Genomic DNA, 12,024 nt, shown 5'->3' with positions numbered 1-12,024 from the left:
AAGCTAGAATTGTTGAAGACTTCTTAGGACCGAACGATATTACTCTCCTCGCCGGTTATCTGGCCGTCGCGCATGTGCAGAATGCGCCCGGCGAAGGCGGCTGCCTCCAGGTTGTGGGTGATCATCAGCACCGTCTGGCCGAGATTGATGTTGGTCTCCCGCAACAGGCCGAGGACGATCTCGGAGTTCTTGGTATCCAGATTGCCGGTAGGCTCGTCGGCAAGCACGATGGCGGGCTTGTTGATCAGCGCGCGTGCCAGCGCCACTCTCTGTTGCTCGCCGCCGGAAAGCTCGGAAGGCCGGTGCTCGAGCCGGTCGGCAATGCCGAGCAGGCGCGTGATTTCGTCGAACCACTTGCTGTCGGCTCCCCCGTCGCGGCCGGCGATGTCTTCTGCGATCTTGATGTTCATGCGCGCGTTCAGCGTCGGCAGCAAGTTGAATTTCTGGAAGACGAAGCCGATTTTCCTTTTGCGCATCCGTGTGCGCTCCGCGTCGGAGAGGCGGGCGAAATCGTCGCCGTCAACGATCACGCGGCCGGAACTGGCGTGCGTCAGTCCGCCGAGCATGTAGAACAAGGTGGATTTCCCGCTGCCGGACGGGCCCACGACCGCCAGGAATTCCCCCCTGCTCACCGTGAACGAGACGCCGCGGACCGCCGGCACGTCTACCTTGCCGACGCGGTAAATGCGCGAGACGTTTTCGACTTGAATGATCGGCGGCATGAGCGCAATCAGTGATGGTAACAAAAGCTACCGGGAAGGGCACGGCTTCAGCCGTGCCGGCCAGCGCTCTCTTTGCGGAGCTTCGCGATATAATCCGCGCCTCCAGCAGCTCGACGGGAGGTGGCGGAATGCCGCTGCAACTGGATACGCGGACGGTGGGGAAGGTCACCATCGTGAAGTGCGCCGGGCGCGTGGTGGCCGGGCATGAATCGGATCACCTGCACACGGAAATCACCGGCCTGATGGTGGAACACAAGCATTTCGTTCTCCACCTGGCGGAGGTCAACTTTGTCGATAGCAGCGGCTTGGGCCTGCTGGTGCGGCTGATGGCGTCGGCGCGGTCGGCACGCGGCGATTTAAAGCTGTGCAATGTCAGCAAGGAAGTGGCGCACACGCTGAACATCACCAACCTGAACCGCGTGCTGGAAGTGCACGAATCGGAAGTGGAGGCGGTATCGGCGTTCTACCAGCGCAGCGGCATCAGGGACGGCGCGCTTCGGTCGGGGAAAACGGTGGTGTGCGTAGACCAGTCCGCGAATGTGCTGGCGTATGTGCGCGAGTTGCTGCGCCAGGCCGGCTACGATCCGCTGACCACGCCCAACGTCTCCGACGCGCGCATTTTGATTAAGGCAGCGCGGCCGGCGGTGGTGATTCTGGGGCCAAACGTGTTGGTGCGCGCGGGCGAGAAAAGTGATGCGCTGCGCCAGGTGCTGCACGGCATTCCCACCATCGAGTTGGGCAGCGCGTTTTCAACCACCGAAGCTTCCGAGGCGGCGCAGCAGATGCTGGCGCAGGTGAAGGCGCATACGGCAGGCCAGTAACGGGATTCGGTGTCTGGGAGGCAGCCCCCGCTCCTAACTCCTAACTCCTAACTGCCCGATGCGCCTGCGCGCCGCGGCCAAGGCTTCGCGAACACGTGCGGGCGCTGTACCGCCGGGCACATCATGGCTGGCCAGAACCGCTTCCAGCTTCAGGCAATCGAAAAAATCACGATCGAATTCCGGGCGGAAGTTTTTCAAGTCTTCAACTTTCAGGCCATCCAGTTCACATCCTTTGTCTAGCGCGAGGCGCACCGCCTGGCCCACCGCGGAATGCGCCAGCCGAAAGGGAACACCTTTCTTGACTAGATAACGCGCAGCAGCGGTGGCGTTGAGAAATCCGGCGCTAGCGGCGGCTTTCATGCGCCCGATGTCGAAGGTCACGGCCGACATGAAGCCGGTTGCGACCGGCAGCGCCGCAAGGATGGTATCGGTGGCGACGAAGAGCGGCTCCTGCGCCTCCTGCAAGTCTTTGTTGTAGGCGAGCGGCAGGCCCTTGAGCACGGTCTGCAAAGCGGCGGCGGCCCCGAGCACGCGGCCGGCTTTGCCGCGCAGCAATTCCAGCGCGTCAGGATTTTTCTTCTGCGGCATGGCGCTGGAGCCGGTGGCGTACGCCTCCGGCAACTGCACGAATCCGTACTCGACGGTCGAGAACAGCGCCATCTCCTCCGCCCAGCGGCTGAGATGAAGCGCCAGCGAGGAGAGCGCGTGCAGGTATTCCAGCTCGAAGTCGCGGTCGCTGGTCGCGTCCATGCTGTTGCCAGAGATGAATTCGAACCCCAGCCCAGCGGCGATGCCGGCGCGGTCCACTTCCATGCCCGGACCCGCAATCGCGCCCGAACCCAGCGGCAGCACGTTGACGCGGCGGCGGCAGTCGGTGAGGCGGGCCGCGTCGCGCAGCAGCATTTCCACCCACGCCAGCAGCCAATGCGCCACCAGCACCGGCTCCGCGCGCTGCAAGTGGGTGTAGGAGGGCATGACACCATCTTTACTGGTCTCGCCCTTGGCCACCAATGCTGAAGCGAATGCGGCAATGGCGGCCAGAATAGCGTCGATAGAGCGGCGCGTGTACAAGCGCAGGTCGGTCGCGATCTGCTCGTTGCGGCTGCGCCCGGCGTGGAGCTTGTAGCCGGTGTCGCCTACCAGCGCCACCAGTTCCTGCTCGACGAACTGGTGAACGTCTTCGACGCCCGGGAAATCCGCGGGATTCGGCGCCGCCTTGGCGCCGATTGCGTCCAGGGCCTTGACCACGGTATCCAGTTCTGCGGCGCTGAAGATGCCCGACTTTTGCAGCGCCCGTGCCCAGGCGCGGCTGGCGGCGAGTTCGTCGGGAAGCAGGCGGACGTCGAAAGGGAACGACCGTTGCCACGGCTCAAATTGCGCATCAAGTGGCTCGCGGAAGCGGCCGGACCAGAGCTTTTCCATAACTCAGAAGTTAGAAGTCAGAAGTCACAGAACGGTTCCTGTCCTGACTTCTTGATTCTGACTTGCCTTACGTTAGTCGGCGGCGGTTGTCGCTTTCAGAAATTCTTTCCCACGCTCGCGCTCGGAAATCAATTTCTTTTCGCGCAGCGGCGCTTGCACCCGCGCCGGCAGGCCGAGGATGCGAATGAAGCCTTCTGCATCTTTCGGGTTGTACCCGTCCATGGTGAAGGCGGCCAGGCCCGTCTGGTACAGCGAAAACTCGGATTCGCGGCCGGCCACGGAGATGTTCCCCTTGTAAAGTTTCAGCGTGACCGAGCCGGTGACGGTCTGCTGCGTCGAGCTGATGAAAGCGTCGAGCGCCTCGCGCAACGGCGTGAACCACAGGCCGAAATACACCATCTCGGCGTACTTGAGCGCCATCTGCTGCTTGAAGTGCATGACCTCGCGGTCGAGGCACAGCGATTCCAGTTCCCGATGCGCCGTGAGCAGCAAGGTCCCACCGGGAGTTTCGTAGCAGCCGCGCGACTTGATGCCCACGAAGCGGTTTTCCACCAGGTCCACGCGGCCGACGGCATTGCGTCCGCCGATCGCGTTCAGTTCTTCGACCAGCGCGACCGGGTTGAGCCGGCGGCCGTTGACTGCTACCGGCGTGCCTTGCTCGAAGTTGATGGTCACCGGCTCGGGACGGTCCGGGGCCTGCTGTGGCGAGAGCGTGAGCTGCCACATGTCATCGTTGGGGGAATTATTCGGATCCTCCAACTCGCCGCCCTCGTGGCTGAGGTGCCAGAGGTTGCGGTCGCGGGAATAGATCTTGGCTCGGCTGGCTTCCACCGGAATGCCGCGAGCGGCGGCGTAGTCGAGACAATCCTCGCGCGAGTTGAGCTTCCACTCGCGCCACGGCGCGATCACCTTCAGCGATGGCGCCAGCGCCTGGTAAGCGTGCTCGAAGCGCACCTGGTCGTTGCCCTTGCCGGTGCAGCCGTGCGCGACCGCGGTGGCGCCTTCGGCGATGGCCACCTCGACCTGGCGCTTGGCAATGACCGGACGCGCCATGGAAGTGCCGAGCAGGTAGGTGTACTCGTAAACTGCGCCGGCGCGCAGGCAAGGGAAGACGTAGTCGGTGAGGAATTCGCGGCGGAGATCTTCCACGTACACCTTGCTGGCGCCGGTCTTCTTGGCCTTCTCGACAACGGTGGGGGTGTCGTCGCCCTGCCCGACGTCGGCAATCATCGCGATCACTTCGCAGCCGTAGTTCTCCTTCAGCCACGGAATGATGATCGAAGTGTCAAGACCGCCCGAGTACGCCAGCACAACCTTTTGCGACATGCTTACGCCCTTCCTGCTCTCATTGCGGGCTCGGATTTCGGAGCTTTGCTCGCTCCCGACAGCAGCACCAGGATGGCGTTCTGCACGTGCAGCCGGTTTTCCGCCTCGTCGTAGACCACCGACTGGGCTGAGTCGAGCACTTCGTCGGTGACTTCGAAGCCGCGGTGCGCGGGCAGGCAGTGCATGAACACGGCATGCGGCGCCGCGATCGACATCAACGCCGAATTCACCTGGAAGGGACGGAAAATCGCATCGCGCTTTTCCGTCTCGTTTTCCTGACCCATGCTCGCCCAAACGTCGGTGTAGACCGCATCTGCGCCGGTCACGGCTGCCTGCGGATCGTTGCCGATCTCGATGGTCGCCCCGGTACGCTTGGCCACGCGCTGCGCTGCATGTACGAAATCCTTCCCCGGCTCATAGCCTTTGGGCGTGGCGATCGCGAAATGACCTCCCAGGCTCGCGGCGGTGAGCATCAGCGAGTGGGCGACGTTGTTGCCATCGCCGACGAATGCGAGCTTCACTTTCTTCACGTCGCCGAATTTTTCCTGCAGCGTGAAATAGTCGGCGAGCGCCTGGCAGGGATGCTCCAGGTCAGTGAGCGCGTTAATCACCGGCACCTTGGCGTTGGCGGCCATGGCCGCGACCGTGGCATGCTTGAACGTGCGCAGGATGATGCCTTGCACCCAGCGCTCCAGGTTGCGGGCGACGTCGGCGGCGTTTTCGCGCGATTCGATTCCGCCGGGGCACTCCATGAACAGCGCATGTCCGCCCAGCGAGTTGATCCCCGCCTCGAAGGTGACGCGCGTGCGCAGCGAGGGCTTCTCGAACATCATGACGTACTGCTTGCCCTTGAGCGCCGTGCTGAACATCGCCGGCCGCGCCTTGATGGTCCCGGCGAGCCCGAAAATCTCGTGCAGCTCATAGGGCGACAGGTCGCCGATGGAAAGCAGATCCGTCTGCTGAAAAACCGCGGGGGCGGATCGCGTCGCCTTGGCTTGCAGTGTAGGTCGAGCGGTCACCATCTCTGTTACTCCTTATCTCTGCTGTCTGGCAAAAATCGTCAAAAAATCGCAAAGACCGATGGCCGGCGGCCGGGAGCCCTTACGACATCTGTTCCCGAATGCGTTCCCCGAGACGGCGGCAGCTCTTGTTGTCGGAGCTGATCACCAGGATGGTGTCGTCACCGGCGATGGTCCCGACCACTTCCTCCCAGCTCTCGGCATCCAGTGCCGCCGCCACCGGTTGCGCGCTGCCCGCCGAGGTCTTGAGCACCAGCAGGTTTTGCGCTTCCCGTACATCGATCACGAACTCGCGCAGCAGGTGCGACAAGGAAGGCGTGGGTGCGGCTTCGGTGGTCGTGCCCGGGGCGGCATAGCCGTCGGCGGTCTTGACCAGGCCGAGTTCCTTGATGTCGCGCGACAGCGTCGCCTGCGTGACTTTCAGCCCCTGCTGCGAAAGGCGCCTGACCATCTCCTCCTGCGTTACCATGGGCTCCCGGTCAATCAGCTCCAGGATGCGGTGGTGCCGCAGGGCTTTTGGGGTCGAACGCATTTTTATGCAATAACTGAATAATTATGCGGTCAGCTCGCCGGGGTGTCAACCAAAAACGCATGCCGCCGCCATGCCGGTTCTGGGGCCATTCACGCCTGCTGCTTGCGCCCAGGCTGGCACATCTAAGCAGCAAGGTTGCGGACGGAGGAAAAACGAGATGAGAAGGTGCAGGCCTGTCCTGCTGGCCGTATTTCTGTTGTCCGGCCTGGTCGCCCTGGCGCAAACCGCCGGCCCGCGATTCCAGGTTTCGTTTCCCGCGGCAGCGCACGCGCAACCCATCACCGGGCGGGTATTCGTCATCATCACCCGCCAGGAGCGCAGGGAACCCCGTTTGCAGGCCGGCTGGTGGTTCCAGCAGACCCCCATCTATGGCGCCGACGTCAGCCAGTTGCAGCCCGGACAGCCCGCCATCATCGATGTTTCCACGCTCGGCTATCCGTTCAAGAGTTTGAAGGAACTGCCCGCCGGAGAGTACTACGTGCAAGCGCTCATTAACCTCTACACCGAATTCCATCGTTCCGACGGCCACACCCTATGGGCGCACATGGACCAATGGGAAGGCCAGCAGTTCAACAAGTCGCCGGGAAACCTATACAGCGAAGTGCAAAAGGTGCGGCTGGACCCCGCCGCCGGGTACGACATCAAGCTCGAAGCCGATCGCGTGATTCCGCCCGTCGAGGTTCCGGAAGATACGACGTACGTGAAGCGGGTGAAGTTCGAAAGCAAGCTGGTGAGCAAGTTCTGGGGACATCCCATGTACATCGGCGCGACTGTGCTGCTGCCGAAGGGGTATGCCGAGCACCCCAGCCAGCGCTATCCCGTGGTTTACATCCAGGACCACTTCACGCTGCGCGCGCCATTCGGGTTCCGCGATGACGACGATGAGGATAGCTGGCCGTCGCGCAGCGAGGGTCGCAGCTTCACCAAGGCGTGGTTGTCCAACAATTTTCCGCGCATGATCCTGGTGACGTTCCAGCATCCCACCCCATTTTTCGACGACTCCTACGCCGTCAACTCGGCCAATCAGGGGCCGTACGGCGATGCCATCATGGAGGAACTTATTCCGTACCTCGAGACGCACTTCCGCATCATTCGCGAGCCATGGGCGCGGGTTCTGACCGGGGGATCGACCGGCGGATGGGAGTCGCTGGCTCTGCAAGTACTGCATCCCGATTTCTTTGGAGGAACCTGGACCTTCTATCCCGACCCCATCGACTTCCACAAATATCAGCTGGTGGACATTTACAACGACGACAACGCGTTTGAAGCGCCCGGCGCCGAATTCATTCCGCCGGAACGCCCAATGATGCGCAGCAATGAAGGCCAGGTGCTGATGACCATGCGGCAGATGAGCCTCCTGGAAGCAGTGCTGGGCACGCACGGCCGCAGCGGCCAGCAATATGAGGAGTGGGAAGCGGCCTATGGGCCGGTCGGTGCCGACGGCTACCCGCGTCCCTTGTGGGACAAACTCACCGGCAAGATCGATCGCGAAGTCGCAACCTACATGCGCGATCACGGCTACGACCTGACTGCCGACCTGGAGAAAAACTGGGCCAGGATCGGGCCCCAGCTGGTCGGAAAACTTCACCTCTTTTGCGGCGACATGGACAACTACTACCTGAACCTGGCGGTCTACAACCTGGAAAATTTCTTGAAGAACTCGAAGAACCCAAATTATGAAGGGTCCTTTGAATATGGCCGGCCCATGAAGGGCCACGGCTGGAGCCCCTACACCGCCACCGAACTGGTGAAGGTGATGGCGGCGGCGGTGGAGAAGAACCGGCCCAAGTCGGCCGCGGCGGCAAAACCGTAAGCTGCCTTCAGCCAGCCAACTGCATGCCGGCAATTTCTTCCAGCACGCCGATCGGCGCCTGCTGCGGCGTTACCAGCGCCTCGCGAGGAATGATGAATGTCTGTTCCAGCGCGTACTGGCCGGAAAGCACCGCGTGCGGAACGCCGTCGGTGAACACCAGCCACGTCGACATCGGCGGAAATTCAATTTTGTCCTTGGCGCATTCGCTCTGAAATCGCGTGTTCTCTTTCAGCCAGTCGTGAAAGCGCAGCATGAACTCGTCGTAAGCCGAACGATCAGGAACCGGCAATCCGAAAACGTGAAGTAGATGGCCGAACTTTCGCCGCGCCCGGGCCGCGGCCACCTGCTTCAGCCCTGCTTCGCCGGCGAAGCGTCGCGCCAACTCCGGAAAACGCTCGGTCGTGATCCAGACCCTCGTCTTGCTGGGATGAATATTGGTAAAAAAACGCAGAATGCGTCCCCCGCGTGTTGGACGGCTGGGAAACGCATCGACGTGAAGAAGGTCGTTGCGCTTGTGCAGCGGGAGATTTCTCCCTGCCTCTTCCAGGCCGCGAAAACTGGCGTAGTCGAGACGCAGCTTCGCCGCATACGGCAACAGCAGCTTTTGCACGCACTCCACGGCGCGGGCGGAATAGAGCGCCAGGATGCGCCGCATTTCAGCCGCGGTCTTGGGATCGCCGCTGAAGCCCCGCATCGCGGCGCTGGCGGGACGATAGGACACATTTTTATGGACCGCCGAGTCCAGGGAACGTTGCGCAGTCAGGAAATCGCAGCCTTCGACAACAAACGGCGGCTGGCGGAAGAACAGGATCTGGTTGGATTCCAGCGCTTCGCAGCAGGCGCGGGCCCGCTCAGCATTCCATTCAGGCGAGCCAAAATCACGCACTTCGACCCACGGCGGCATGCGACATTTCCCTCGCCGATATCTTAATCGCACACCGGCCAGCCTGATGACAGTTGTTTGGTTTGCAAGGGCACGGCTTCAGCCGTGCCACGAAAATTAAAGGGTTGTCATTCCGAGGGGCTTTAGCCCCGGCGAATCCAGGGTTTGATTTTTGCTGAACGGCGGCCTCGGCAGAATGGATCAGGGCACGGCTTCAGCCATGCCGCATGGCGCCTTAAGCGTTGCCGGTGGCGCTGCGGAGGACCTGGCGAAAGCGCGCGACTTCCTCGCGCTCGCGAATGTTTTCGGTCAGAAACTCCAGCCCATAGTAATAGCCGTAGCGATTGCGGACCGAGGCCCAAACGCGCAGCGGGTCGGGTGCGTAGGGCGCGGTGAATTCCAGCTCTATCTGGTCCCCCAGGTTCAGTTCCACGCCGGCGAAGACGCACATGCCGCCTTCGTTCAGTTCGGTTCCGCGTCCATTCACCCGGGTGGAGACGTCGCCGCGGTGGACCACAAGGCGCACCGGAACACGGATCTGGTATCGCTTGTACCGACGTTCCGCCTCGAACGGGCCAGGAGAATGTGCCGCCGCATTCATGGTTGAATCGTAGGGCCATTTCTTTTTGCCAGCGAGATTACTTCGGTTGCTGTACTGCCGGCGGAACCAGAGCGGGACTCCCTTACCGTTTCGGGTTCACCGCTTCTTTCCCAATTTGACCTGCCACACATCCGCCGGTGATGAACCGCACAGCCTCGCCACCCGCCTTGGTGGACAGTACCCGGTTACACCTTTTTCGATTTCCGCCCACAGGAGATTTCAATGGCGACTACCATTCTGGACAAGCGAGCCGATCTGGCCGGCCCCGGCATCGGCGATTACAACGAACTGGAAAAGATCCTGCCGTGCGATTACCACTCGCTGCTGACGCCGCGCGAGACGCAACGCGCAATTTTCGCAGCCAAGAACTACATCGAGGCGAACCTCTGCCAGGAACTCAGCCTCATGATGGTCACCGTGCCGCTGATCGTTGACGTGGAGAGCGGCGTCAACGACATGCTGGACCGCGATGGATCGCGTACCCCCATCCAGTTCCACATCTCCAATGATCGCAACCAGCACCCGGTGGATGCGCAGGTGGTGCAGGCCGCGACCAAGTGGAAACGGGTCGCCCTGAAGCAATTCGACTGCAAGGTCGGCGAGGGCATCTGCACCGACATGCGCGCCGTACGCAAGGACTATTTCCTCGATCACGATCATTCCTGCTACGTCGACCAGTGGGATTGGGAGCGCGTGCTTCGGCCGGAGCAGCGCAACCTGGCCTTCCTGAAGGAAGTGGTTGGACGGATCTGGAAGGTGCTGGTCGGTGCGGAAAAGTTCGTTCAGGACATGTTCCCCAAGTTGAAGGACCCGCGTTTTCCTAACCTCCCGGAGAAGCTGACCTTCCTGCACGCGGAAGAGATCCTGGAGATGTTCCCCGACCTGCCGCGGAAACAGCGCGAAACGCAAGTCCTGCAGAAATACCCGGCGGTGTTCATCATCGGCATTGGGTGGCCGCTGGCGGACGGACTGCCACACGAGAATCGCGCCGCCGATTACGACGACTGGGTCACCGACACGCATCATGAGACCGGCAAGAACACGCATGGACTCAATGGCGACATCCTGGTGTGGAACCACGTTACCAAGCGCCGCCACGAACTGACGTCGATGGGTATCCGCGTCAACGCCGAGACGCTCAAACAGCAGCTCGAAATGTCGAAACTCACCGACTTTCTGAAGTTCCCCTATCACCAGGCGATCGTGAAAAACGAAATTCCGCTGTCGATCGGCGGCGGCATCGGGCAGTCGCGGACGCTCATGCTGTTGCTCCGGAAAGCGCACCTGGGTGAGGTGAGCGTCACCGTATGGCCGCGCATCCTGAAAGACATGTGCGCGAAGAAAAACATCTTCGTGCTCGAATAACAACAGAAGTGGCTAGTGGTCAGTGGCTAGTGGTATGAGTACTAAGCCACTGACCTTTACTCTTAGCTCTAGCCACTAACTCCCGGCCCTGGTCCCTGACTCCTTAACCCCTAACCTCCAACCTCTAGCCCCTAACCTCTAGCCTCTCTAGCTCCTGTCTTCGCAGGCTCGCGTATAATTTGCTTTCTCCCACGAAACCAGGAGTACAGCCACCGGCGAGCAAGGAGTAACCATGTCGTGGATTGCGCGCACATGACTTTCAGGTGAAACTTTCATTCCGGGCTGGTGTTTGCAGACTCATCAGCGTAGCTGACGCGCTTGCGCGCCGCGGTACCACGGAGCGAATTTCTCCGATCCCCAGTTTGTGAAGGCGACATGCAACGTGAATTAACGGGCTCTTCTCGCTTCCGCCTGGCCATGGTGGCGGTTTGCTTTTGTGCGGCGTTCATTCCCGCGGCGGCCCAGGACCGGATCGCCCACAGCATTTCTGCCAGCGAACCCGCGCAATTGCGAGGCAACGTGCATCCGCTCGCTCGCGCTGAAAATGACCAGGGAGCGGCGGAAGCCTCCATGATGTTGTACCGCATGGTGCTGACGTTCCAGCCCAGCGCGACCCAGCATGCCGACTTGGAAGCGCTGCTGGCAGAGCAGCAGAATCCGTTGTCTCCGTACTATCGCCAATGGCTCACACCGGAGCAGTACGCCGACCGCTTCGGCATCAGCGCTAGTGACATGGCCAAAGTGGCAGCCTGGCTGCAGGCGCAGGGATTTACCGTTGACGAATCCGCCCGTAGCCGCACTTACATCGCTTTCAGCGGCAGTTCATCCCAGGTGGAATCTGCGTTTCATACTTCCATCCATCGCTTCTTCGTAGACGGCGAACCGCATTTCGCCAACGTTTCCGACCCCGCCCTGCCCTGGTCGCTGGCAAACGTCGCGCTCGGGATTCACGGCCTGAACGATTTTCGTCTCAAGCCCCGCGGCAGCGTGCAACCGCGATTTACCTCGAGCATTAGTGGCAGTCATTTTCTTGCGCCCGACGACTTCGCCACCATCTACGATCTCAAGCCCCTTTACGACTCCGGCCTCGACGGCAGCGGGCAGAAAATCGCCGTCATGGGCCAGACTGACCTGATCCTGTCCGACATCTCCACCTTCCGCAGTGTCTCCGGGCTGCCGCCGAACACGCCCACGGTAGTGCTGGTGCCGGGTTCGTCCGATCCCGGCGTGGTGAATGGAGACATCGGCGAAGCCAATCTGGATGTGCAATGGTCCGGCGCGGTGGCGCGCAACGCGACCATCGTTTACGTCAACTCCAAGAACGGCGCCTTCGATTCCATGAATTACGCCGTGTCGCAGAATATCGCGCCGGTCATCAGCATCAGCTACGGCGATTGCGAAGCGCACTTCAGCCAGTCTGAAATCAACGGCCTGGTCGCCATGGGCCAGCAAGCCAACGCGCAGGGGCAAACCATTGTCGGGCCCTCGGGCGACAGTGGCGCCGCCGATTGCGATTTCCC

Annotated in this window: 11 protein-coding genes; 4 read left to right on the top strand and 7 right to left on the bottom strand. The window is 61.5% G+C overall.

All coding sequences use genetic code 11. The features are described from left to right. Nucleotides 1–23: 23 nt before the first annotated feature. Complete coding sequence (locus tag VFI82_08160) at nucleotides 24–722, bottom strand: ABC transporter ATP-binding protein (protein HET7184646.1); 699 nt, start codon at nucleotides 720–722, stop codon at nucleotides 24–26. A 128-nt stretch (nucleotides 723–850) separates the two neighbouring features. Between VFI82_08160 and VFI82_08155 the strand changes: the two genes are divergently transcribed. Continuing rightward, entirely contained in the window at nucleotides 851–1,543 is a 693-nt protein-coding gene (locus tag VFI82_08155) for an anti-sigma factor antagonist (GenBank protein HET7184645.1), read from the top strand. 33 nt (nucleotides 1,544–1,576) lie between these two features. Here VFI82_08155 and argH read toward each other — a convergent pair whose 3' ends face one another. The 4 genes from argH to argR form a co-directional block, all read right to left on the bottom strand. Then, nucleotides 1,577–2,965, bottom strand: coding sequence for an argininosuccinate lyase (gene argH, locus VFI82_08150; GenBank protein HET7184644.1), 1,389 nt, complete (start codon nucleotides 2,963–2,965; stop codon nucleotides 1,577–1,579). A 72-nt stretch (nucleotides 2,966–3,037) separates the two neighbouring features. After that, entirely contained in the window at nucleotides 3,038–4,291 is a 1,254-nt protein-coding gene (locus VFI82_08145) for an argininosuccinate synthase (protein HET7184643.1), read from the bottom strand. A 2-nt stretch (nucleotides 4,292–4,293) separates the two neighbouring features. Then, entirely contained in the window at nucleotides 4,294–5,313 is a 1,020-nt protein-coding gene (gene argF, locus VFI82_08140; GenBank protein ID HET7184642.1) for an ornithine carbamoyltransferase, read from the bottom strand. A gap of 79 nt (nucleotides 5,314–5,392) precedes the next feature. Continuing rightward, a complete protein-coding gene (argR, locus tag VFI82_08135; protein HET7184641.1) occupies nucleotides 5,393–5,842 on the bottom strand; it encodes an arginine repressor in 450 nt (149 codons plus the stop codon). Nucleotides 5,843–5,999: 157 nt separating this feature from the next. On the opposite strand from argR, the gene VFI82_08130 reads away from it, so the two are divergent. Continuing rightward, nucleotides 6,000–7,655, top strand: coding sequence for an alpha/beta hydrolase-fold protein (locus VFI82_08130; GenBank protein HET7184640.1), 1,656 nt, complete (start codon nucleotides 6,000–6,002; stop codon nucleotides 7,653–7,655). Between the two features lie 7 nt (nucleotides 7,656–7,662). On the opposite strand, the gene VFI82_08125 is transcribed toward VFI82_08130, so the two are convergent. Beyond that, nucleotides 7,663–8,559 carry a Kdo hydroxylase family protein gene (locus tag VFI82_08125; GenBank protein HET7184639.1) on the bottom strand — a complete coding sequence of 299 codons (897 nt, stop codon included), beginning with the start codon at nucleotides 8,557–8,559 and terminating at the stop codon, nucleotides 7,663–7,665. Nucleotides 8,560–8,773: 214 nt separating this feature from the next. Beyond that, on the bottom strand, nucleotides 8,774–9,139 hold the full coding sequence (locus VFI82_08120; protein ID HET7184638.1) for a PilZ domain-containing protein: 366 nt from the start codon (nucleotides 9,137–9,139) through the stop codon (nucleotides 8,774–8,776). 222 nt (nucleotides 9,140–9,361) lie between these two features. Between VFI82_08120 and asnA the strand changes: the two genes are divergently transcribed. Both asnA and VFI82_08110 read left to right on the top strand, forming a co-directional pair. Next, nucleotides 9,362–10,504 (top strand): aspartate--ammonia ligase, encoded by a 1,143-nt coding sequence (gene asnA / locus VFI82_08115; GenBank protein HET7184637.1) that lies wholly within the window; start codon nucleotides 9,362–9,364, stop codon nucleotides 10,502–10,504. A 375-nt stretch (nucleotides 10,505–10,879) separates the two neighbouring features. Continuing rightward, on the top strand, nucleotides 10,880–12,024 hold a 1,145-nt coding region (locus VFI82_08110), incomplete at its 3' end, for a protease pro-enzyme activation domain-containing protein (protein HET7184636.1).

The sequence above is a fragment of the Terriglobales bacterium genome, from assembly GCA_035691485.1.
Classification (GTDB): domain Bacteria; phylum Acidobacteriota; class Terriglobia; order Terriglobales; family Acidobacteriaceae; genus JAIQGF01.
This window is presented reverse-complemented; position numbering and strand designations above follow the sequence as displayed.